At 70.6% G+C, this 21,295-nt stretch carries 21 protein-coding genes; 8 read left to right on the forward strand and 13 right to left on the reverse strand.

Annotation, left to right across the window (positions count from 1 at the left end):
- Positions 1-2: 2 nt before the first annotated feature.
- Complete coding sequence (locus ACX80K_RS16300) at positions 3-1,622, reverse strand: carboxyl transferase domain-containing protein (RefSeq protein ID WP_459272940.1); 1,620 nt, start codon at positions 1,620-1,622, stop codon at positions 3-5.
- Positions 1,623-1,744: 122 nt separating this feature from the next.
- Between ACX80K_RS16300 and ACX80K_RS16305 the strand changes: the two genes are divergently transcribed.
- Positions 1,745-2,356: a TetR/AcrR family transcriptional regulator gene (locus ACX80K_RS16305; protein WP_459272941.1), complete on the forward strand. Its 612-nt coding sequence runs from the start codon at positions 1,745-1,747 to the stop codon at positions 2,354-2,356.
- 118 nt (positions 2,357-2,474) lie between these two features.
- A complete protein-coding gene (locus ACX80K_RS16310) occupies positions 2,475-2,942 on the forward strand; it encodes a GNAT family N-acetyltransferase (RefSeq protein ID WP_459272942.1) in 468 nt (155 codons plus the stop codon).
- Positions 2,943-2,978: 36 nt separating this feature from the next.
- On the opposite strand, the gene ACX80K_RS16315 is transcribed toward ACX80K_RS16310, so the two are convergent.
- The 3 genes from ACX80K_RS16315 to pdhA are packed head-to-tail and all read right to left on the reverse strand — an operon-like array spanning position 2,979 to position 6,546.
- Positions 2,979-4,325: a dihydrolipoamide acetyltransferase family protein gene (locus ACX80K_RS16315; protein WP_459272943.1), complete on the reverse strand. Its 1,347-nt coding sequence runs from the start codon at positions 4,323-4,325 to the stop codon at positions 2,979-2,981.
- Complete coding sequence (locus ACX80K_RS16320) at positions 4,322-5,356, reverse strand: alpha-ketoacid dehydrogenase subunit beta (protein WP_459272944.1); 1,035 nt, start codon at positions 5,354-5,356, stop codon at positions 4,322-4,324. The genes ACX80K_RS16315 and ACX80K_RS16320 overlap by 4 nt, the downstream gene beginning before the upstream one ends.
- Entirely contained in the window at positions 5,356-6,546 is a 1,191-nt protein-coding gene (pdhA, locus tag ACX80K_RS16325; protein WP_459272945.1) for a pyruvate dehydrogenase (acetyl-transferring) E1 component subunit alpha, read from the reverse strand. Before pdhA ends, ACX80K_RS16320 begins: the two co-directional genes overlap by 1 nt.
- Positions 6,547-6,727: 181 nt before the next feature.
- On the opposite strand from pdhA, the gene ACX80K_RS16330 reads away from it, so the two are divergent.
- Positions 6,728-7,204: an Lrp/AsnC family transcriptional regulator gene (locus ACX80K_RS16330; RefSeq protein WP_459272947.1), complete on the forward strand. Its 477-nt coding sequence runs from the start codon at positions 6,728-6,730 to the stop codon at positions 7,202-7,204.
- 66 nt (positions 7,205-7,270) lie between these two features.
- Here ACX80K_RS16330 and ACX80K_RS16335 read toward each other — a convergent pair whose 3' ends face one another.
- Together ACX80K_RS16335 and ACX80K_RS16340 are read right to left on the reverse strand one after the other, a co-directional pair.
- Positions 7,271-8,878, reverse strand: coding sequence for a solute symporter family protein (locus ACX80K_RS16335; RefSeq protein ID WP_459272965.1), 1,608 nt, complete (start codon positions 8,876-8,878; stop codon positions 7,271-7,273).
- Between the two features lie 26 nt (positions 8,879-8,904).
- Positions 8,905-9,288, reverse strand: coding sequence for a DUF485 domain-containing protein (locus ACX80K_RS16340; RefSeq protein WP_459272948.1), 384 nt, complete (start codon positions 9,286-9,288; stop codon positions 8,905-8,907).
- 224 nt (positions 9,289-9,512) lie between these two features.
- Between ACX80K_RS16340 and ACX80K_RS16345 the strand changes: the two genes are divergently transcribed.
- The 4 genes from ACX80K_RS16345 to ACX80K_RS16360 are packed head-to-tail and all read left to right on the forward strand — an operon-like array spanning position 9,513 to position 13,351.
- Positions 9,513-10,700 carry a histidine kinase gene (locus ACX80K_RS16345; protein WP_459272949.1) on the forward strand — a complete coding sequence of 396 codons (1,188 nt, stop codon included), beginning with the start codon at positions 9,513-9,515 and terminating at the stop codon, positions 10,698-10,700.
- Positions 10,701-10,719: 19 nt separating this feature from the next.
- Positions 10,720-11,439, forward strand: coding sequence for a LytR/AlgR family response regulator transcription factor (locus ACX80K_RS16350; protein ID WP_459272950.1), 720 nt, complete (start codon positions 10,720-10,722; stop codon positions 11,437-11,439).
- A 6-nt stretch (positions 11,440-11,445) separates the two neighbouring features.
- On the forward strand, positions 11,446-11,859 hold the full coding sequence (locus tag ACX80K_RS16355) for a DUF485 domain-containing protein (protein ID WP_459272952.1): 414 nt from the start codon (positions 11,446-11,448) through the stop codon (positions 11,857-11,859).
- 25 nt (positions 11,860-11,884) lie between these two features.
- On the forward strand, positions 11,885-13,351 hold the full coding sequence (locus ACX80K_RS16360; protein ID WP_459272966.1) for a sodium/solute symporter: 1,467 nt from the start codon (positions 11,885-11,887) through the stop codon (positions 13,349-13,351).
- 54 nt (positions 13,352-13,405) lie between these two features.
- Here the strand turns inward: ACX80K_RS16360 and ACX80K_RS16365 are convergent, their stop codons facing one another.
- The 6 genes from ACX80K_RS16365 to rpsB form a co-directional block, all read right to left on the reverse strand.
- A complete protein-coding gene (locus ACX80K_RS16365; RefSeq protein ID WP_459272953.1) occupies positions 13,406-13,984 on the reverse strand; it encodes a DivIVA domain-containing protein in 579 nt (192 codons plus the stop codon).
- 76 nt (positions 13,985-14,060) lie between these two features.
- Positions 14,061-15,062: a phosphatidate cytidylyltransferase gene (locus ACX80K_RS16370; RefSeq protein WP_459272954.1), complete on the reverse strand. Its 1,002-nt coding sequence runs from the start codon at positions 15,060-15,062 to the stop codon at positions 14,061-14,063.
- Positions 15,062-15,619, reverse strand: a complete 558-nt coding sequence (gene frr, locus ACX80K_RS16375; RefSeq protein WP_104179976.1) for a ribosome recycling factor — start codon at positions 15,617-15,619, stop codon at positions 15,062-15,064. The genes ACX80K_RS16370 and frr overlap by 1 nt, the downstream gene beginning before the upstream one ends.
- Before the next feature lie 127 nt (positions 15,620-15,746).
- Complete coding sequence (gene pyrH / locus ACX80K_RS16380; protein WP_459272955.1) at positions 15,747-16,487, reverse strand: UMP kinase; 741 nt, start codon at positions 16,485-16,487, stop codon at positions 15,747-15,749.
- A 168-nt stretch (positions 16,488-16,655) separates the two neighbouring features.
- Positions 16,656-17,492, reverse strand: coding sequence for a translation elongation factor Ts (tsf, locus tag ACX80K_RS16385; RefSeq protein ID WP_459272956.1), 837 nt, complete (start codon positions 17,490-17,492; stop codon positions 16,656-16,658).
- 135 nt (positions 17,493-17,627) lie between these two features.
- A complete protein-coding gene (gene rpsB, locus ACX80K_RS16390) occupies positions 17,628-18,611 on the reverse strand; it encodes a 30S ribosomal protein S2 (protein WP_459272957.1) in 984 nt (327 codons plus the stop codon).
- A 417-nt stretch (positions 18,612-19,028) separates the two neighbouring features.
- Here rpsB and ACX80K_RS16395 point away from each other — a divergent pair, with 417 nt between their 5' ends.
- Positions 19,029-19,775, forward strand: coding sequence for a M23 family metallopeptidase (locus ACX80K_RS16395; RefSeq protein ID WP_459272958.1), 747 nt, complete (start codon positions 19,029-19,031; stop codon positions 19,773-19,775).
- Positions 19,776-19,839: 64 nt separating this feature from the next.
- Here ACX80K_RS16395 and ACX80K_RS16400 read toward each other — a convergent pair whose 3' ends face one another.
- Positions 19,840-21,030, reverse strand: a complete 1,191-nt coding sequence (locus ACX80K_RS16400) for an acyl-CoA dehydrogenase family protein (RefSeq protein ID WP_459272959.1) — start codon at positions 21,028-21,030, stop codon at positions 19,840-19,842.
- Positions 21,031-21,295 lie beyond the last annotated feature (265 nt).

The raw sequence follows: 21,295 nt of genomic DNA on the forward strand, positions 1-21,295 counted from the left end.
GGTCACATCCGGAAGAGGCCGAAGGAGGTATCGGGCAGGGGTGCCCCGGCGCAGACGTCGAGCGCGAGGCCGAGCACGGTCCGGGTGTCGGCGGGATCGATCACGCCGTCGTCCCAGAGGCGGGCGGTCGAGTAGTAGGGGTTGCCCTGCGCCTCGTACTGCTCGCGGATCGGTGCGCGGAACGCCTCCTCCTCCTCGGGCGGCCACTGTTCGCCCCGCGCCTCGAGCTGGTCGCGCTTGACGGTGGCGAGAACCGACGACGCCTGGTTGCCGCCCATCACCGAGATGCGGGCGGCGGGCCACATCCACAGGAAGCGCGGTGAGAACGCGCGCCCGCACATGGAGTAGTTGCCGGCGCCGAAGGAGCCTCCGACGACGACGGTCAGCTTGGGCACGCGGGCGGTGGCCACGGCGGTGACCATCTTGGCGCCGTTCTTCGCGATGCCCCCGGCCTCGTAGTCCTTCCCGACCATGAATCCCGAGAGGTTCTGCAGGAACACCAGGGGGACGCCGCGCTGGTCGCAGAGCTCGATGAAGTGGGCGCCCTTGAGCGCGGATTCGCTGAACAGGACGCCGTTGTTGGCGACGATTCCCACGCGGTGGCCGTGGATCGAGGCGAACCCGGTGACGAGGGTGGTGCCGTACTCCCGCTTGAACTCGTGGAACTGCGAGCCGTCGACGAGGCGGGCGATGATCTCGCGGGCGTCGTAGGAGGCGTTGACGTCCGCCGGCACGGCTCCGTAGAGCTCGTCCTGGGCCACGACGGGCTCGAGGACGGGTGCCGACGGGGCCGGGGTCGCGGGGGTCGCGGGGGTCGCGGGGGGAAGGGTGGAGATGATGTCGCGCACGATCTCCAGCGCGTGCTGATCGTTCTCGGCGAGGTGGTCCGTGACGCCGGAGACGCGGGAGTGGACGTCGCCGCCACCGAGCTCCTCCGCCGTGACGACCTCGCCGATGGCCGCCTTCACGAGGGGCGGCCCGCCCAGGAAGATGGTGCCCTGGTTGCGGACGATCACGGTCTCGTCGCTCATCGCCGGCACGTAGGCACCGCCCGCGGTGCAGCTGCCCAGGACGGCGGCGATCTGCGGGATCTTCCGGGCGGACATGGTGGCCTGGTTGTAGAAGATGCGGCCGAAGTGGTTGCGGTCGGGGAAGACGTCGTCCTGCCGGGGCAGGAACGCCCCGCCCGAGTCGACGAGGTAGACGCAGGGCAGGAGGTTCTCCAGGGCGATCTCCTGGGCCCGGAGGTGCTTCTTGACCGTCATCGGGTAGTACGTCCCGCCCTTGACGGTCGCGTCGTTGGAGATCACGAGGACGTGGCGGCCGTGTACCAGGCCGATGCCGGCGATGAGGCCCGCGCCGGGGCACTCGTCGTCGTACATGCCGTCGGCCGCCAGGGGTGCGATCTCGAGGAAGGGGCTGCCGTCGTCGAGCAGCTGGTCGATCCGCTCGCGCGGCAGGAGCTTGCCGCGGGCGACGTGCCGTTCGCGGGACCGTTCCGGTCCGCCCAGCGCGGCCGTGGCGAGCCGTCGCCGGAGGTCGTGGGCGAGGTCCGCCTGGGCCGCCGCGTTCGCCGAGAACGCCGGTGAGAGCGGATCGACCTTCGAAGTCAGGGTCTCCATCGACTACTTCCTCGCGCGCAGTTCAGTTAGCAGACACTAACCGAATTCAGGTTAGTGGTCATTAACCCGGTTGTCCATGACAATGAGGGGACGAATTCCCCCGGCGAACGACAAGGACCCGCATGGAGGCACTGCCCACCGAGGACCGCGTGACGGGCCGGAGCATCGCGAAGGCCACCCGCCGGGCGGCGCTGCTCGACGCCGCCGCCCAGTTGTTCGCCGATCGCGGCTACAACGGCGTGTCCATCGAGGACCTCGGCGCCGCGGCCGGCGTGAGCGGTCCGGCCGTCTACCGCCACTTCCCGGGCAAGCCCTCGGTCCTCTCCGCCCTGCTCACCGGGGTCAGCGAGGACCTGCTCGAGGGCGGCCGGGCCGTCGCGGCCGGGGCCTCCTCCCCCGAGGAGGCGCTGCGGGGGCTCATCCGGTTCCAGGTGGAGTTCGCCCTCAACAACGCCGACGTCATCCGCGTCCAGGACCGCGACCTCGCGTCCCTCGCGCACGACGACGGACGCACCGTCCGCTCCCTGCAGCGCGGCTACGTCCAGGTATGGGTGGACGAACTGGCCCGCCACCTGCCGGACACGGACCGGTCGATGCTGGGGCGCAAGGTCCATGCGGTCTTCGGCCTCATCAACTCGACGCCGCACACCACGCACGGCACCACGTCGTCGCGTGAGCTCGCCGCGCTCCGCGACCTGCTGCAGGACATGGCGTGGGCCGCCCTGACGGCGTGAGGCGAGGGCGGCCCCCGGACCGCACCGGGGCGCGTCCCGGGGCGGCTAGTACGCTGATCCCACGAGAAGTTCCGGCCGCGCAGTCCGCCCGGCCCCTCCACCGACTGAAAGTGCCGCTGTGATCACGCTACGTCCCGTTGAAGCAACCGACCTCGACGAGTTCTTCTCGCACCAGCTCGACCCGGGCGCCAACCACATGGCAGCCTTCGGCGCCAAGAACCCGTCCGACCGGGGGGTGTTCGACAACCACTGGCAGGACATCCTCAACGACAGCAGGATCACGGTGCGCACCATCCTCTCCGACGGTGAGGTGGTGGGCAGCATCCTCGCCTACCACGACGCCGAGACGCCCGAGATCAGCTACTGGATCGACCGTTCGCGGTGGGGCCAGGGCATCACCACCGCGGCCGTGGGGCAGTTCCTCGCCGAGGTCACGGAACGTCCCATCCGCGCACGCGCCGTCGCCGACAACGTGAGCTCCATCCGCATCCTCGAGCGCTGGGGCTTCCAGCAGGTCGGCGAGACACAGGGCTTCGCCCCGGCCCGCGGCGCCGTGGTGAAGGAGCTCATCCTCGAACTGGCGTGACCGTCCCGCGCCGGGACGGCGGCGTGCCGCCCCGCGCTAGACCATCGCGAGGACCATCGCCGGGTTCCGGAGGATGGTGCCCACGTCGGCCAGGAAGCGCGATCCCTGCTCGCCGTCGACGAGCCGGTGGTCGAAGGAGAGGCTGAGCGTCAGCACGGAACGCAGGGCGACGGCGCCCTGGTACTCCCACGGCATGCTCCGCACGGCGCCCAGGGCCAGGATCGCGGCCTCGCCCGGGTTGAGGATCGGCGTCCCAGCGTCGATCCCGAACACGCCGATGTTGGTGATCGAGATCGTCCCTCCGGCCAGGTCCGCCGGTGCGGTCTTCCCGGCACGGGCGGTCTCCGCCAGCGAGCCGAGCGCCCGCGCGAGCTCCACGAGCGCCAGGGCCTGCGCCCCCTTGATGGTGGGGACGAGCAGTCCGCGCGGCGTGGCGGCGGCGATCCCGAGGTTCACGTCGGCGTACTGCACGATCTCCTGCGCCTCCTCGTCCCAGGACGAGTTGAGGGAGGGGTTCCGGGCGACGGCGATGCACACGGCCTTCGCCACGAGGGCGAGCAGCGTGATCCTGGTGCCCTCGAACGCGCGGCCCTGCTTCAGCTCCGCGAGCAGGTCCATGGTCGGCGTGACGTCGAGGGTCAGAAACTCCGTCACGTGCGGCGCCGTGAAGGCGCTCGCGACCATGGCGGCGGCGGTGTGCTTCCGCACGCCCCTGATCGGGGTCCGCGTCTCCCCGCCCGCGGACCGCACGCCCTGGGGAACCGGGGGAACCGGGGGAACCGGGGGGCCCGTCTCCTCCCTGGGCGCCGCCACCGGGCTCCCCGCCGTGCCGGCGAGGGCCGCCAGGACGTCGGCGCGCGTGATGAGGGAGCCCGGACCGGTCCCCGCGAGGCCGTCGAGCGGGATGCCGAGGTCGCGCGCGAGCTTGCGGACGGGCGGTGTGGACCGGGGCCGCTCACGGCGGGCCGGGACCGGCGGCACCCCCGCGGGTCGGGTCGCCGGCAGCAGGCGGCTGCGGCGCTGCGGCCTGCCGCCCTTCTCCACGGCCGCGCCGTACCCGACGAGGTTCGGTTCGCGCTTCGCGGGGGGCTCCTCGCCGGCGGACGGCACGGGTGCGTCCTCCGGCTCCCCCGCCACGGCGAAGGAGACGATCGGTGCGCCGACGTCGACGACGGTCCCGGCGGCCTCGTGCAGGCGCACGACCACGCCGGCGTAGGGCGAGGGCAGCTCGACGACGGCCTTCGCGGTCTCGACGTCGGCGATGATCTGGTTCAGTTCGACGGTGTCGCCCTCGGCGACATGCCACTGGACGATCTCCGATTCCGTGAGGCCCTCCCCGAGATCGGGCAGGCGGAATTCCTTCACGGTGGCCGTCGTCGTCACAGGGACGCTCCTTCGCTGGTGGGTACGCCGTCGAGTCCGCTCAGGGAGTTCGGTCGGCGCATCACGCGGTCCACGCCGTCGAGGATCCGGTCCAGGTCCGGCAGGTGGTGGAACTCGAGCTTGGAATACGGGTACGGGATGTCGAAGCCCGTGACGCGGACGGGGGCGTGCTCGAGGAAGTCGAAGCACCGCTCGGTGATGCTCGCGGCGATCTCCGCGCCGAGTCCGCCCGACTGGGCGGCCTCGTGGGTGACGACGAGCCGGCCGGTCTTCCGCACGGACGCCTCGACGGTCGCGAAGTCGATCGGGGCGAGGGACCGGAGGTCGATCACCTCGATCGAGATGCCGTCGTCGGAGGCCGCGACGGCGGCGTCGCGGGCCGTCGGCACGAGCGGGCCGTACGTCACGAGCGTGACGTCGGTGCCCTCCGCGACCACGCGGGCGGCACCCAGGTCCGACGCCGACGGGTCGGCTCCCTCGTCGACCTCGCCCTTGACGTGGTACCGCCGCTTGGGTTCGAAGTACAGCACGGGGTCGTCGCTGGCGATGGCCTGCTGGATCATCGTGTAGGCGTCCTGCGGGTTCGAGACGCTGACGACGCGCAGGCCCGAGGTGTGGGTGAAGTACGCCTCGGGCGATTCGGAGTGGTGCTCGGGCGAACCGATGCCGCCGCCGAAGGGGACGCGGATCGTGATGGGCATCCTCACCGCGCCCTGCGTGCGGTAGTGCAGCTTGGCGACCTGGCACACGATCTGGTCGAAGGCCGGGTAGATGAAACCGTCGAACTGGATCTCCACCACGGGACGGTACCCCCGGTAGGCCATGCCGACGGCGGTGCCCATGATGCCGGCTTCGGCGAGCGGGCTGTCGAGGACCCGGTGCGGCCCGAAGTCCTTCTGCAGGCCGTCGGTGATGCGGAAGACACCGCCGAGCTTGCCGATGTCCTCGCCCATGAGGATCACCCTGGGGTCGTCGTCCATGGCGCGGCGCAGGCCTGCGTTGATCGCACGGCCGAAGGTCATGGTGGTCATCAGCGGGATCCTTCCTGGGGCGCCTGGGCGAAGGAGGCGAGGTAGCGCTCGTAGTGGTCCTGCTGGCGGTCCAGCCAGGAGTTCGGTGAGCTGTAGACGTGCTTGAAGACGTCCGACGGCGCCGGCTCGGGCATCGAGAGGCAGCCCTCCCGCAGCTCGGCGGCGACGGCGTCGGCCTTCGCCCTGACGGAGTCGGTGTAGTCCGCCTCGAGCAGCCCGAGCGAGTCCAGCAGGGCGGCGAGCCGCGCCAGCGGGTCGCGGGCCGCCCAGTCCTCGAGCTCGTTCGCGTCACGGTAGCGGGTGGGATCGTCCGCCGTCGTGTGGGGTCCCATGCGGTAGGTGACCGCCTCGATGAAGGTGGGCCCGCCGCCCGAGCGGGCCCGGGCGAGCGCCTCGCGGGTCACGGCGAGGCACGCGAGGACGTCGTTGCCGTCGACCCGCACGGAGGGGATGCCGAAGCCGGGCGCCCGGCGCGCGATCGGCACGTGCGCCTGCAGCCCCACGGGCTCCGAGATGGCCCAGTGGTTGTTCTGGCAGAAGAAGACGACCGGCGCCTGGTAGCTCGCCGCGAAGACCATGGCCTCGTTCACGTCACCCTGGCTCGTGGCGCCGTCGCCGAAGTAGGCGACCGCGACCGCGTCGGCGCCGTCGTTGAGGATGCCCATCGCGTACCCCGTCGCGTGCAGGGTCTGCGCCCCGATGATGACCTGCGGGGTCGCCATGTTGATGGTGTACGGGTCCCAGCCGGAGGAGGCGTTGCCGCGCCAGACACGGAGGATGTCGGCGAGGTCCACGCCGCGGCAGTAGGCGACGGCGTTCTCGCGGTAGCTGGAGAAGACGAAGTCGTCGGAACGCAGCGCGCGTCCCGATCCGATCTGGGCCGCTTCCTGGCCGAGGAGCGGGGGCCAGAGCGCGAGCTCCCCCTGGCGCTGGAGCGCGGTGGCCTCGGCGTCGATGCGCCGGACCACCACCATGTCCTCGTAGAGCCGCTGCAGGGCTGCGCCGTCGACGTCGGCCACCAGGCGGTCGTAGTGTCCGTGCGGGTGGCGGACGCCGGCGGGGTCGAGGAGCTGGACGAGTTCGTCGGCGTCGGGGCGGGAGGGGCCGGGGTGCACCGTGCCGCTCGCCTGTTCCACCGTTCCGCCCGTGTCGGTCCTGCCGGGTCCCGGCAGGGAGCCATCCTGGGTCATTGCATGCACCTTCGCACTCGCAGGCGACCCTCCGTCGGCGATCCGTGCGGAGGGGCTCCGGGCGCCTTTACCCGGGGTGAGTGTGACCCTACTCACAGGGGGCAGGGGGCACAACCGTCGGCTCTTCGACTGAGCAGAGTGCACCATTCCGGCGTCGGGGGCCGTGTTAGCGTTGCGCACTATGCAACCCCTCGACCTCACCGACACGCGCCTGCTGCAGGCCATGGCCAAGGACCCCCGGCGCACCGTCGTGGCCCTCGCACAGAAGCTGGGGCTGTCCCGGAACACGGTGCAGGCGAGGATGGCGCAGCTCGAGAAGAAGGGGGTCTTCCTCTCGTTCGAGCGGCGCGTCAACACGGTGTCGCTCGGCTATCCGCTGACCGCCTTCATCCACGTCCACGTCCAGCAGCAGAAACTGGCGGCCATCACCCGCAGCATCGCCGCCGTGCCCGAGGTCGTCGAGGCCTTCGGGCTCACGGGCCAGGCGGACATCCTGGTCCGCGTGGTCGCCGTCGACGCCGAGGACCTGTTCCGCATCAACGGCAAGATCCTGGCGTGCGACGGCGTGGAACGCTGCGACACGTCACTCGCGATGGGCGAACTCATCCCCTTCCGGGTCGAGCCGCTGCTCGCGCGCGGGCCCCGCACGCAGTCCTGACGCACGAGGCCGCCCCACCGGGACGGTGGGGCGGCCTCGTGCGGTGCGGCCGTGAACGGGGACGCGTCAGTGGTCGGTGGCCTTCTCGGCGCCGACACCGGTGAGCGAGCGGACCTCCATCTCGGCCTGCTTCATCGGGTCCTCCGTGGTCCGCGACAGGACGGTGCCCAGCCAGCCGAGGAAGAACGCGAGCGGGATCGAGACGATGCCCGGGTTGCTCAGCGGGAACAGGGAGAAGTCCGCGCTCTGGATCATGGACTTCTCACCGCCCGAGACGACGGGCGAGAGCGCGATCAGCAGGATCGCCGAGCCGAGCCCCCCGTACATGCTCCAGACCGCGCCCTGGGTGTTGAATTTCCGCCAGAACAGGGAGTAGAGGATGGTCGGCAGGTTCGCGCTGGCCGCCACAGCGAAGGCGAGTGCCACGAGGAACGCGACGTTCTGGCCCTGCGCGCCGATGCCGCCGAGGATCGAGAGCAGACCGATCACGACGACGGTGCGGCGTGCCACCTTGACCTCGCCGTCGGGGTCCACCTTGCCGCGCCGGATGACGCTCGCGTAGATGTCGTGGGCGAACGAGGCGGCCGCCGTGATGGTCAGCCCCGCGACGACCGCGAGAATCGTGGCGAACGCGACGGCGGAGATGAGTCCGAGCAGGATGGACCCGCCGAGCTCGTAGGCCAGGAGCGGAGCGGCCGAGTTGACGCCGCCGGGAGCGGCGGCGATGCGTTCGGCGCCGATGAGGGCGCTCGCACCGTAGCCGAGCACGAGCGTGAACAGGTAGAACGCGCCGATGAGCCAGATGGCCCAGACCACCGAGCGGCGGGCCTCCTTGGCGGTGGGCACGGTGTAGAAGCGCATGAGGACGTGCGGCAGGGCCGCCGTGCCGAGCACCAGGGCGAGCGCCAGGGAGAGGAAGTCGAGCCGGGTGGTGGCGCTGGCGCCGTACTGCAGGCCCGGGCTCGTGATCGCGGCGTTGCCGGAGGTCTCGATGGCCGCGCCGAGCAGCGTGGAGAGGTTGAAGTCGTGCAGGGCCAGGACCCAGACCGTCATGATGAACGCGCCGGCGATCAGCAGGCACGCCTTGATGATCTGCACCCAGGTGGTGCCCTTCATGCCGCCGATCAGTACGTACATGATCATGAGCACGCCGACCACCGTGATGACCACGGACTGGCCCACGCGGTCGTTGATGCCGAGCAGGAGCGAGACGAGGCCGCCCGCGCCCGCCATCTGCGCGAGCAGGTAGAAGAAGCAGACCGCCAGGGTGGTGATGGCCGCGGCGATGCGGACGGGGCGCTGCTTGAGGCGGAAGGACAGGACGTCGGCCATGGTGAACTTGCCGGTGTTGCGCAGCAGCTCGGCGACGAGGAGCAGGGCCACGAGCCAGGCCACGAGGAAGCCGATCGAGTACAGGAAGCCGTCGTAGCCGTTGATGGCGATGGCGCCGACGATGCCGAGGAAGGACGCCGCGGAGAGGTAGTCGCCCGCGATGGCGGTGCCGTTCTGACCGCCCGTGAAGGAGCGGCCCGCGGCGTAGTAGTCCGCGGCCGTCTTGTTGTTGCGGCTGGCCCGCAGCACGATCACGAGCGTGATCGCGACGAACAGGCCGAAGATGCCGATGTTCAGCAGCGGCGAGCCCACCGTGGTGGCCTCGGCCGTCTGGAGCGGCACGCGGACGGCCGCGCTGGGGAGAGCGATCACTTCTTTCCTCCTGCAGGGTCGATGAAGGCGTCGGGTGCCGCTTCCTCGAGCTCGTGCCGCAGCTGCGCGGCGATCGGGTCGAGGCGCCGGTTGGCGTAGCTGACGTACCACATGGTGATGGCGAAGGTGCTGACGAACTGCAGCAGCCCCAGGATGATGCCGATGTTGATGTTGCCGAAGACCGGCGTGGCCATGAACTCGTGGGCGTAGTCGGCCAGGAGCACGTAGGCGAAGTACCAGAGCAGGAAGAACACTGCCATGGGGAACACGAAACTGCGGTGGCGCTTGCGCAGTTCCTTGAACTGCTCGGTCTGCTGGACTTCGGTGAAGTCCACGGCAGCACCGGAACCGTCTACCGGCCCTACTGGGTGCGAACCCATGGTTCCTCCTTCTTCTCGGGGAGTCACCCGGGCACGGTGCGGCAGGGACGGCCGCGCGGGAGGGCACGCCGGTGTGACTCCCATCACTGTGCGGGACGACGACGGCACGCACCACCTGCACCGCGGGGTGCGTCGCCGAGCGCGCAGCCGGGTGCGCCGAACGGTTGCCGCGCGCGACGAACGGCACGGCCGGGCCGCCACCCCGGCGGCGTTACGCTGGGGGCATGTTCAGCGCCGCCGTCGACACCGCCCTCGTGTGCGCCGTGGCAGTCATCACCCTCGCCGTCGTGGCCTCGCTCGGCTTCCGGCTGTCGCGGTCGTACCGGGACCTCGGGTCCGACGCCGACCGCGCCACCTACGCGACGCTCCACACGGCGGCCCTCGCCTCGGAGCACCTCCGCGAGGGCCTCACCCCCTCGGGCGCCTCGCGGGCGAGCCGGCACCTGCGCGGGCTGCTGCGGTGCGACGTGCTGATGATCAGCGACGACGCCGGCGTGCTGGCGTGGGAGGGCGGCCGGGGAACCCCGCCGGACGTGATGCCGCTCGTGCGGCAGGTCCTCGAGAGCGGCCGCACGCAGATCGTCCGGCGGCAGCGCCTCGACGCCGCAGGGCTCACGGACCTCGGGGAGCTCGTCCTCTCCCCCATCCGCGTGGACGACCGCGTGGTGGGGACGGTCGGCGCCTTCGCGGGCGACGTCGACGCCGGCCTCGTGCGGGCCACCAACGAGCTGGCCGGGTGGGTGTCCACGCAGGTGGAGCTCGCGGAACTGGACTCGTCCCGCCGGCTCCTGGCCGAGGCCGAGCTCCGGGCGCTCCGCGCGCAGATCAGCCCGCACTTCATCTACAACTCGCTGAACGCGATCGCGTCCTTCATCAACACCGACCCCGAGCGGGCCCGCGAACTGGTGGTCGAGTTCGCGGACTTCACCCGCTACTCGTTTCGCCGCCACGGCGACTTCACGACCGTGGCCGAGGAGCTGCGCAGCATCGACCGCTATCTCCTGCTCGAACGGGCACGGTTCGGCGACCGCCTCCGGGTGAGCCTCGAGATCGGCCCCGAGGTGCTCAGCACGGTCATCCCGTTCCTCAGCCTCCAGCCGCTCGTCGAGAACGCCGTGCGCCACGGGCTCGATTCGAAGGACGGCGTCGGGAACATCACGATCACCGCGCACGACGTCGGGCCCTTCGCGGAGGTGACCATCGAGGACGACGGCGTCGGGATCGAGCCCGAGCACCTGCGGTCCGTCCTCGCCGGCCACACGGAGGGCGTGCACGTGGGCCTGCGGAACGTCGACTCGCGCCTGCGCCAGGTGTACGGCGACGACCACGGACTCATCATCGACACGGCGCCCGGCGCGGGCACGCTCATCACCATGCGCGTGCCCAAGTCGCAGCCCGATCACCAGGCGTAGGACGCGTAACCTAGAAAGCATGGTCAATGTCATCATCGCCGACGATGAGCTCCCCGCGGTCGAGGAGCTGGCCTTCCTGCTCGGCAAGGACGCCCGGATCGGCACGATCCACCGTGCGTCCAGCGGCGCCGAGGTGCTGCGGACACTCGAACTCCACAGCGTCGACGCCCTGTTCCTGGACATCCACATGCCGTCCCTCTCCGGCCTCGACATCGCCCGGGTGATCTCACGCTTCAGCCGGCCGCCTGCCGTCGTGTTCGTCACCGCCGACGAGGACCGCGCCCTCGAGGCGTTCGAGCTGCGCGCCGTCGACTACCTCCTGAAACCCGTGCGCACCGCGCGCCTCGCCGAGTCGGTGCGGAGGGTCTGCGAACGCGTGGAGGGCTCCACGGCGGCGCCCGAGGTCATCACCGTGGACCAGGGCGGCGTCAGCAGGATGATCCGCCGGGACGACGTCCGGTACGTGCAGGCCCAGGGCGACTACGCGCGCCTGCACACCGCCGAGGCGAGCTACCTCATCCGTATTCCGCTCAACGACCTCGAGCGGCAGTGGGCCGACGCCGGCTTCCTCCGCACGCACCGCTCCTACCTCGTCTCCATGGACCAGGTGCGCCAGGTGCGCATCGGTGCCGGGCGGGCCAGCCTCTTCGTGGGCGACGCCGAGCTGCCGGTCAGCCGCCGGCACCTGCCCGACGTCCGCGAGAAGCTCGAGGCAACGCGCCTCCGTCCGGGCCACTGACCCCCGGTGGACCAGGGCGGGGACCAGGGCGGGGACCAGGGCGCAGACGATCGGCAGGTCCCGCGGCGCGTGCGCGTCACGGCACCGAGGACGGCCGCCCGCGCCACCGGTGCATCCTTCCCCGTGGCCCGCGAGATGGCCGAGCAGTCCGAGGTGGGCCAGCTCTTCGTGGCCTCGCTGATCCGGTCGCAGCTGCGCCTGGCCCTCGTGGTCGCGGGCGGGTTCCTGGTGATCCTCATCGGCATCCCCGTGCTGCTCGCGCTGTTCCCCGACATCGACGGCGTCACGGTCCTCACCGTGCCGGTGCCGTGGCTGCTGCTCGGCCTCGGCGTCTACCCCCTCGTCATCGGGTGCGCCGTGCTCTACGTGCGCAGCGCCACCCGCAACGAGCGGCGCTTCCAGGACCTCGTCGATGACTGACGTGCTCGATGACGACCTCCTGCGCCTGAGCCCCGCCATCGGCTACACGGCCCTTCTCCTCGTGGCGCTCAGCACGGTGCTGATCGGCATCTACGGCCTGCGCATCTCGAGGACCACGGGGGACTTCTACGTGGCGTCCCGCACGGTGCGCCCGTGGTGGAACGCCTCGGCCATCGGGGGCGAGTACCTGTCCGCGGCGAGCTTCCTCGGCGTCGCCGGGCTCGTCCTCATCTCCGGCGTCGACGCCCTGTGGTTCCCCATCGGGTACACGGCCGGCTACCTCATGCTGCTCCTCTTCGTCGCCGCTCCCCTGCGCCGGTCCGGGGCGTACACCATCCCGGACTTCGCCCAGGCGCGGCTCGACTCCCTCCTCGTGCGCCGCGTGACCAGCCTGCTCGTCGTCGTCATCGGCTGGCTGTACATCGTGCCGCAGCTGCACGGCGCGGCCCTGACGGTGCGCATCACCACGGGCCTGCCCTCGTGGGCCGGGCCGCTCGCCGTCGTCGTCGTCGTGTGCCTCAGCGTGGTGACGGGGGGCATGCGGTCCATCACGTTCGTGCAGGCGTTCCAGTACTGGCTGAAACTGACGGCCCTCGCCGTCCCGGTGGTGTTCATGCTCGTCCACCTCGGTGGCACCGGCGGGCCGGTCACCGCGGGCGGCAGCGCGTTCACCGCGGACCTCGACACCACGGCCGACGCCTCGCTCTACGGCACCATCTCGCTCGTCATCGCACTGCTGTTCGGGACGCTCGGACTCCCCCACGTCCTGGTCCGCTTCTACACGAACCCCGACGGCGCGTCGGCCCGCCGGACCACCCTGATCGTCCTCGGCCTGCTGTCCGTGTTCTACCTGTTCCCCACGGTGTACGGGATCCTCGGACGCATCCACACCCCCGAACTGGCTGCGGCGGGGGCGGCCGACGCGACGGTCCTCCTGCTGCCCGGGCGCATCCTGGGCGGCACCGCGGGTGACCTGCTGTCGGCCCTCGTGACGGCCGGCGCGTTCGCCGCGTTCCTCTCGACGACGAGCGGCCTGGTGGTGTCCCTCGCCGGGGTGGTCAGCCAGGAGTTCTTCCAGGGCAGTGTGCGGGGCTTCCGGACGGCGGCGCTGCTCTCCGCGGTGGTCCCGCTCGTCCTCGCCCTGCTGACCGACAGCCTCGCGCTGGCCGGCAGCGTGGGCTCCGTCTTCGCGTTCACCGCCTCCACGATCTGCCCGCTGCTGCTGCTCGGGATCTGGTGGCGGGGACTGACCGACGCGGGCGCCATCGCGGGGATGCTCGCCGGCGCGGTCTCGTGCGGCGGCTCGATCGCCGTGACGGCGGCGCTTGGCGCGGGCGCGGGCGAACGCTGGGTGTGGCTCGGCCAGCCGGCGCTGTGGACCGTCCCGACGGCGTTCCTCACCATGGTGCTGGTCTCGCGGGCGACGGCGGGCCGGCGGCCAGCGTCGACGTCGCGCGTGCTCGCGCGGCTGCATACCCCCGAGCCGCGGTAGGGTCCGCGGCGACCTGCCCTGGGCGGCGCGTCAGCGGGTCAGCGGGTCAGCGGGTCAGTCGATGCCCGCCATGAGTTCCACGACACTGTCCAGGAAGACGTCCACCTGGTTCTCCTCGTACCCGTCGGACCCCCGGGCCTCCCGGAACACCGCGCGGCGGACGATGTCGACGCTCATGGGGACCTCGTGCTCGAGGTAGCGCAGGAGCTCGTCGCAGAGCCGGTCGACGTCCTCGACGTCGTAGCTGGGGGCGTCCTTCTTCGTGGGGCGCCGGAAGCGCTCCCCTGCGGGACGATGGAGCCGGTTGCGGAGGACCGCGGCCGCGCGGCCGATCTGCCGCAGCCAGGCGTCCTCGCCCTGCGTCCGGATCAGGTGGTCGCGTTCCCGGAGCGCGAAGACGTCCTCGAGCCGGTCCAGCGCCGCGTCCACGGCCCGGGGCTCATAGCCGCCCTTGGCCGGGTCGAACGCCATGGCACGGACGTCCTTGCTGGTGATGGTCTCCCTGTCGGGGTTGTCCGCGTTGTAGTACCCGCGGGCCTTCGTCAGGAACCGGTCCACCTGACGGGTGTTGTAGCCGAGCTCGGTGCGCCCGACGCGCGCGAACGGGGAACTGCCCGGGCGTGCCACATGCATCGTGTTTCGTCCTTCTGATCAAACCCTCGTGGGACCTGCGGGAGCCGGCGGCTCCGGGGTGCCCTCTGACCTGCGGTTACAGCAACCCCGGAACCAATGTAGCGGACAGCAGGTATGCCATCGGGGAGGCGAACACGATCGAGTCGAGGCGGTCCATCACCCCGCCGTGGCCGGGCAGGAGGGTGCCCATGTCCTTCACGCCCAGTTCCCGCTTGATCATGGACTCCGCGAGGTCCCCGGCCGTCGCGGACGCGACGATGGCGACGGCGAGCACGAGTCCGACCCACAGCGGCTGCCCCAGCAGGAAGACGGAGCAGAGCCCTCCGACGACGAGCGCCCCGCCGATCGACCCGCCGAATCCCTCCCAGGACTTCTTCGGGCTGATCTTCGGTGCCATGGCGTGCTTCCCGAAGAACGCCCCGATGAGGTAGCCGAAGGTGTCGTTGGCGACGACGAGGAGCAGCAGCGTCGCGATGACGAGGAACCCGCCCTCCACGCGCATGAGGATCATCGCGAAGCTCAGCATGAACGGTATCCACAGCAGCGTGAACGTCCCGGCCATGAGGCCCTTGCCGGCCTCGGGCGCGGGGTCCACGGAGCGCCAGACGAACAGCGCGAGCACGGAGAGGACGGTGGCCAAGGCGAGCCCCTCGCCACCGCCGAAGTAGGCGGCGGCAGGCAGAACCAGCGTCCCGGCGAGGGTGGGCGCGAGCGGGGCGTGGATGCGCCGGATCTCAAGGGCCCGGCAGGTCTCCCACACACCGACGACGGCGAAGAGGGTGACGATGACGACGAACACGATCGGGAAGAACAGCAGCCCCGCCAGGGTGGGGATCAGCAGCGCGGCACCGACGCCGATCGCGGCCGGCAGGTTGCGTCCCGCACGGGACGCTCCCCCGGTCTTCCTCGGCCGACGCCGGAACAGTCCGGAACTCGCCCGCGCGGCCCGCAGCGCCCTGCGCGAGCCGGCATCCGGTGCGGTCGGCGGCGTGCCGGCCACGGCGACGCCGCGGGCATTGTCTGCCCCGGCGTCGGACCGGGGAGACCGGTCCGCACCGGGAGGATCGGAGTTCGCCATCAGACCTCGAGCAGCTCTGCTTCCTTGCGCTTCAGCAGCTCGTCGATCAGGTCCACGCGGGACTTCGTGAGTGCGTCGAGTTCCTTCTCGGCGCGCGAGCCCTCGTCCTCGCCGGAGTCGCCGTCCTTGACGGCCCTGTCGATGCCGTCCTTCGCCTTCCGGCGGATGTTGCGGATCGAGATCTTGGCGTCCTCGGCCTTCGTCTTCACGAGCTTCACGTATTCCTTGCGGCGCTCCTGTGTCAGCTCGGGGAGGACCACCCGGATGACGTTGCCGTCGTTGGACGGGTTCGCGCCGAGGTCCGAGTCGCGCAGCGCCCGCTCGATGTCGTTCAGCACCGTGCGGTCGAACGGCGTGATGAGCAGCGTGCGTGCCTCGGGGTTCTGGAAGGAGGCCAGCTGCTGCAGCGGGGTGGGGGCGCCGTAGTACATCACCACGACCTTCGAGAACAGGGAAGCGTTCGCGCGGCCCGTACGGACCGTGGCGAAATCGTCCTTTGCAACCTCCACGGCCTTGTCCATCTTGTCGGTGGCTTCCAGCAAGGTCTCTTCGATCACAATGTCTCCTTCGCTCCGCAGTCGGCTGCCCGGCAACCGTTCCAGTGTTCAATCCTAGTTCACGAGGGCGTGCCGTCCCGGCGCGGAGGGGCGGCGCCGCCCGCCCGGTCCGGACCCCGCGGGCCGGTCAGGCGGTGACGACGGTGCCGAGCTTCTCGCCGCGTATGGCGCGGGTGACGTTGCCCTCGCCCTCCATGCCGAACACCACCATGGTCAGGTTGTTGTCCTTGCACATGGTCATGGCGGTCTGGTCCATCACGCGGATGTCGCGGCGGAGGGCCTCGTCGTAGGACAGCGTGTCCAGCTTCTCCGCCGTCGGGTCCTTGTGCGGGTCCGCGGTGTAGACACCGTCCACGCCGCTCTTCGCCATCAGGACCTCGTCGGCGTGCACCTCCAGGGCGCGCTGGGCCGCGACCGTGTCGGTCGAGAAGTACGGGAGGCCGGCGCCGGCGCCGAAGATGACCACGCGCCCCTTCTCGAGGTGGCGGATGGCGCGGCGGGGGATGTACGCCTCGGCGACCTGCCCCATGGTGATGGCACTCTGTACACGCGTCTCGACGCCTGCCTGCTCGAGGAAGTCCTGCAGCGCGAGGCAGTTCATCACGGTGCCCAGCATGCCCATGTAGTCGGCGCGGGAACGGTCCATGCCGCTCTGGGAGAGTTCCGCACCGCGGAAGAAGTTGCCGCCGCCGACCACGATGGCCACCTCGACGTCGCCCACGGTCGCCGCGATCTGCTTGGAGACGGAGCGGACGGTCTCGGGATCGACGCCCAGCTTGCCGCCGCCGAAGACCTCGCCGGAGAGCTTGAGGAGGACCCGGCGCCGGCGGCCGGGACTCTCCGTCGCAGCAGTCGAAGTGGTGTCCATGTGGTGCCTCCCGGGCGTAGAACTGGGGGCCGTCCGGAGCGGACGGCCGGTGGTGCGAGCGGTGGGGATGTTGCCGGACCCGTTACAGGATACGGTGCGCCTCCCGGGCGCAGGAAAGGGCGGCCACCTTGCCGGCGGCCGCCCCCTGCTCGGGATCCGACGCGGTGGTCAGGCTCCGACGCGGAACCGGGCGAAGGCCGTGGCCTTGACGCCGGCATCGGCCAGGACCGTGGCGACGGACTTCTTCGCGTCCTTGGCGAAGGCCTGGTCGACCAGCACGCCCTCCTTGAAGAAGCCGGTGAGGCGTCCCTCGACGATCTTCGCCAGGGCCTGCTCGGGCTTGCCCTCGGCGCGGGCGGTCTCGTCCGCGATGCGGCGCTCCGACTCGACGAGCTCGGCGGGGACGTCCTCGCGGGTCAGGTACGTGGGCGAGTACGCGGCGATGTGCACGGCGACGTCGTGTGCGGCCTCGGTGGCGGCGTCCCCTGCTCCCTCGACGGCGAACAGCACGCCGACCTGGGCGGGGAGGTCCTTGGAGGTCTTGTGCAGGTAGGCGTCGACGATCTGGCCCTCGACACGGGCGATGCGACGGACGTCGACCTTCTCGCCGAGGAGCGCGCCGGCTTCGATGACGTGCTCGGAGACGGGCTTCCCCTCGAGCTCGAACGCGAGGAGGCTCTCGACGTCGGCAGCACCGGACGCGAGGACGGCGGCGAGCACCTTGTTGGAGAACTCGATGAACGGGCCGGCCTTCGCGACGAAGTCGGTCTCGCAGTTGACCTCGACCATGACGCCGACGGTGCCCTCGACGCGTGCGGCGACGAGGCCCTCGGCGGTCGAACGGCCTTCGCGCTTCGTCGCGCCCTTCAGGCCCTTGATGCGGATCAGTTCCAGGGCCTTGTCGGCGTCGCCGTTGGCTTCGTCGAGGGCTTTCTTGACGTCCATCATGCCGGCGCCCGTGCGCTCGCGCAGGGCCTTGATGTCAGCGGCAGTGAAATTTGCCATACGAACTCCTAAGTTGGTGTTGATCTAGGACGAGCAGCCGCGGGTCGCAGCCCGCGGGAGAGGCGTTCCGCGGCGGACATCCGCGGAACATGCGTAAGGGGCGTGGTTTCACCCACACCCCTTACGCACTGGGAACTACTTGGTGTCGCTGGCGGCTTCCGTGGCGGGAGCTACTGCCTCGGGGACTTCCTCGGCGATCGGAGCCTGCAGGCCTGCAGGTGCCTCGTCGGCCGCGGGAACCTCGGCTGCTGCCGCGGGCTCTGCCTCGGTAACGGGAGCCGCGGCCTCGGGTGCCTCGGCAGCGGGAGCCGCAGCCTCGGGTGCCTCTGCAGCGGGAGCAGCGGCGTCGGAGGTGCCCTGGAGGAGCTCGCGCTCCCACTCGGCCATGGGCTCGTCGGCTGCTGCCGAGTCGTTGTTGCCCGAACGGTTGTGGCGGGCGATGAGGCCCTCGGCCACGGCGTCGGCAACGACACGGGTGAGCAGGTTGACGGCGCGGATGGCGTCGTCGTTGCCCGGGATCGGGAAGTCGACCTCGTCGGGATCGCAGTTGGTGTCGAGGATCGCGACGACGGGGATGCCCAGCTTCTTCGCCTCGTCGATGGCGAGGTGTTCCTTCTTGGTGTCGACGACCCACACGACCGAGGGGGCCTTGGTCAGGTTGCGGATACCACCGAGGTTGCTCTGGAGCTTCGTGAGCTCACGCTTGAGGAGCAGGAGCTCCTTCTTGGTGTGGCCCGAGCCGGCGACGTCGTCGAAGTCGATCTCTTCGAGTTCCTTCATGCGCTGGATGCGCTTGGACACCGTCTGGAAGTTGGTGAGCATGCCACCGAGCCAGCGCTGGTTGACGTAGGGCTGGCCGACGCGCGTCGCCTGGTCGGCGATCGCCTCCTGGGCCTGCTTCTTGGTGCCGACGAAGAGGACGGTTCCGCCGTGGGCGACGGTGGCCTTGACGAACTCGTACGCGCGGTCGATGTAGGACAGCGACTGCTGGAGGTCGATGATGTAGATGCCGTTGCGCTCGGTGAAGATGAAGCGCTTCATCTTCGGGTTCCAACGGCGGGTCTGGTGACCGAAGTGGACGCCGCTGTCGAGCAGCTGGCGCATGGTTACGACTGGCATGTTCTGCCTTTCTTCAGCTTCGGCTTTGGCGCGGTGCGCTGCCTGAAGCTTGTTGACGGTTATCTCGGTACCGGCCGGGGTGGCCGGTACGTCCTGGTGCCCGGTCGTCATCGGACGTCCCCTCCCGTACCGGAGTTCACCGGACCGTGGGGAGGGCACTTCGGCGTCCTTCGGGACGCCGAATCGCGGGCACGCGTAGTCAGCCCGAGGATCCCGCCCGCGTCCGTGCCGTGGGCGCGGGGAGGAGGGAGCAGCGGACTGCTCGGTCAAGTGTACTACAGCGGCAGTGCCGGATCCGCAGGGCGACGGCGGCCCCCGGAGGGGCGCAGCGCCGTCGCCGGCCGTCCCGGGGCCGTCGTTGTCCACACGGCGTCACGCGCCCGCGTGCCCGGTCCGACGGTCGGGGAGGATGGCCGGATGGCTTCCCAGGTACCGCCCCGCTCTCCCCCGGAGGGCGCGGGCCACCCCGGTCCGCGGTCGCAGGCGCGCCGCCGGCGCTCCCTTGGGTACTCCCTTCGGTGCTCCCGTCGCCACCTCCCCGGACGGGCGCTGCTGATCGTGCTCCTGGTCGTCCTCCTGGCGGCAACGGGGGCGGGTGGCACGGCGGAGGCGGCGACGGCCGGCCGTGCGCAGGGAGGCGTGGAGACGGGCGGGCCGGAAGCGGGAGGCAGGGAGTCGGGCGGGCAGGAATCCTTCGTCCCGGAGTGGTCCTGGCCGCTCGCGCCCGCCCCGGCTGTACTGCGTCCGTTCGAGAAGCCGGCACAGAGATGGCTGCGGGGGCATCGCGGCGTGGACCTGGCCGCGGCTGCTGCCGGCCGGGCACCGGCCGTCCTGAGCCCTGACGACGGCGTGGTGTCCTTCGCCGGCACTGTGGTGGACCGGGGTGTGCTCTCGATCGACCACGGCGAGGGACGGATCAGCAGCTTCGAACCGGTCACGACGCAGCTGGTGCGGGGGCAGCGCGTCGGCCGGGGCGAGGTCGTGGCGACACTCGAGGCCCGGGGCGACGGCCCGCCGGGTCACTGTCCGGCGACGTGCCTCCACTGGGGCGTGCGGGTGGACGGCGAGTACGTGGACCCGTTGTCGTTCGTCCTCGATCGGCGCCCCTCGGTCCTCCTGCCGCTCGGCGACCGGGCGCCTCCACGGGGCCGGACCGTCCGGTGAGCAGGGAGGGCGGGCACCGCGGTCCGCCGTCCCCGCCCAGCTACTATCCGGTCCGGGCCCGGGACTAGACGAAGGCCGCGATTCCCGTGATCGACCTGCCGACCACGAGCGTGTTGATCTCCTGCGTGCCCTCGTAGGAGTAGATGGCCTCGGCGTCGGAGAAGATCTTGGCCATCTCGTAGTCCACCACGATCCCGTTGCCGCCGAGGATGTTGCGCCCTGCCGCGACGCTCTCGCGCATGCGGGCCGTGGTGAAGGCCTTGGCGAGGGCGGACTGTTCGTCCTTGGCCTTGCCCGCGTCCTCGAGCTGGGACAGCCGCACCATCATGCCCATGGAGCTCATCGCGTTGCCGAGGATCTGGACGAGCTGCTGCTGGATGAGCTGGAAGCTCGCGATCGGCCGGCCGAACTGCTCGCGCTCCACGGCGTAGCGGCGGGCGACGTCGAACGCGGCGAGCTGCTGGCCCACGGCCTGCCAGCCGACGGAGAGACGGGTGACCTTGAGGACCTTGTTGGTGTCCCGGAAGCTGTTCGCACCCTTGAGGTGGTAGTCGTCGGAGACGACGACGTCGTCGAGGACGATGTCGGCGTTCTCCACGGTGCGCAGGGCGATCTTGTTCTCGATCTTCGTCGACGAGAAGCCGGGTGTGGCGGTGTCGACCATGAAGCCCTTGACCTGGTTGTCCTCGAGGTCTCGCGCGAAGATGACCACCCAGTCGGAGAACGTCGCGTTGCCGATCCAGCGCTTGGCGCCGTTGAGGACCCACGAGTTCCCGTCGCGGCGTGCGGTGGTTCGGGTGCCGCCGGCGACGTCGGAGCCCCCGAGGGGCTCGGTGAGGCCGAAGGCGCCGATCTTCCTCAGCGCGTAGATGTCCGGCAGCCACTCGTCCTGCTGCTCCTTCGAGGCCAGTGCCTCGATGGACCCGGTGAAGAGCCCGTCGTGGACGCCCATGAACGTGGCGATGGACGTGTCCGCGCGGGTGAACTCGGCGTGGGTGAGCCCGGCGAAGAGGTTCGAGTATCCCTGGCGGCGGACGGGACTCATGGGATCGAGTTCGGCGATCCTCGGGATGAGGTCCTTGGGGAAGACGCCCTTGTTCCACCAGTCGACCGCGTTCGGGCGGACCTCGCGGGTCAGCCAGGAGCGGATCTCCTCGAGCCGGGAGCGCTCCTTGTCGGACATCAGCTCCTCGAACGCGAAGAAGTCGCCGTCGGCGTAGGGCAGGTTGTTCACATCGATCGACGTCTTGCTCATCGGAATTCCTTCACCCCGGTCGTCGGCGACCGGAATCTCACTCGAACAGGTGGGCTTTGCGGCGGGCGCTTCCAGCGCTCGGGACAACATGTTACCCGCGGGTAACTTAGGGCGCCAGTGGCAGGGACAGGACGTACCGGGACAGCACCCCGTTAAGCAGGACCGGGGGGGGGAGGGGGGGGGGGGGGGGGGGGGGGGGGGGGGGGGGGGGGGGGGGGGGGGGGGGTGGGAGGACGAGACAAAAAGAGGACGAGGTTGGAGCCAC

Source organism: Arthrobacter sorbitolis (assembly GCF_054510995.1).

What these genes read in the sequence shown, in the direction of transcription:
- ACX80K_RS16300 (WP_459272940.1), bottom strand. Translation starts at nt 1,622, where the DNA reads ATGGAGACCCTGACTTCGAAGGTCGATCCGCTCTCACCGGCGTTCTCG.
- ACX80K_RS16305 (WP_459272941.1), top strand. Translation starts at nt 1,745, where the DNA reads ATGGAGGCACTGCCCACCGAGGACCGCGTGACGGGCCGGAGCATCGCG.
- ACX80K_RS16320 (WP_459272944.1), bottom strand. Translation starts at nt 5,356, where the DNA reads ATGACCACCATGACCTTCGGCCGTGCGATCAACGCAGGCCTGCGCCGC.
- pdhA (WP_459272945.1), bottom strand. Translation starts at nt 6,546, where the DNA reads ATGACCCAGGATGGCTCCCTGCCGGGACCCGGCAGGACCGACACGGGC.
- ACX80K_RS16330 (WP_459272947.1), top strand. Translation starts at nt 6,728, where the DNA reads ATGCAACCCCTCGACCTCACCGACACGCGCCTGCTGCAGGCCATGGCC.
- ACX80K_RS16340 (WP_459272948.1), bottom strand. Translation starts at nt 9,288, where the DNA reads ATGGGTTCGCACCCAGTAGGGCCGGTAGACGGTTCCGGTGCTGCCGTG.
- ACX80K_RS16345 (WP_459272949.1), top strand. Translation starts at nt 9,513, where the DNA reads ATGTTCAGCGCCGCCGTCGACACCGCCCTCGTGTGCGCCGTGGCAGTC.
- ACX80K_RS16350 (WP_459272950.1), top strand. Translation starts at nt 10,720, where the DNA reads ATGGTCAATGTCATCATCGCCGACGATGAGCTCCCCGCGGTCGAGGAG.
- ACX80K_RS16365 (WP_459272953.1), bottom strand. Translation starts at nt 13,984, where the DNA reads ATGCATGTGGCACGCCCGGGCAGTTCCCCGTTCGCGCGCGTCGGGCGC.
- ACX80K_RS16370 (WP_459272954.1), bottom strand. Translation starts at nt 15,062, where the DNA reads ATGGCGAACTCCGATCCTCCCGGTGCGGACCGGTCTCCCCGGTCCGAC.
- pyrH (WP_459272955.1), bottom strand. Translation starts at nt 16,487, where the DNA reads ATGGACACCACTTCGACTGCTGCGACGGAGAGTCCCGGCCGCCGGCGC.
- tsf (WP_459272956.1), bottom strand. Translation starts at nt 17,492, where the DNA reads ATGGCAAATTTCACTGCCGCTGACATCAAGGCCCTGCGCGAGCGCACG.
- rpsB (WP_459272957.1), bottom strand. Translation starts at nt 18,611, where the DNA reads ATGCCAGTCGTAACCATGCGCCAGCTGCTCGACAGCGGCGTCCACTTC.
- ACX80K_RS16395 (WP_459272958.1), top strand. Translation starts at nt 19,029, where the DNA reads ATGGCTTCCCAGGTACCGCCCCGCTCTCCCCCGGAGGGCGCGGGCCAC.
- ACX80K_RS16400 (WP_459272959.1), bottom strand. Translation starts at nt 21,030, where the DNA reads ATGAGCAAGACGTCGATCGATGTGAACAACCTGCCCTACGCCGACGGC.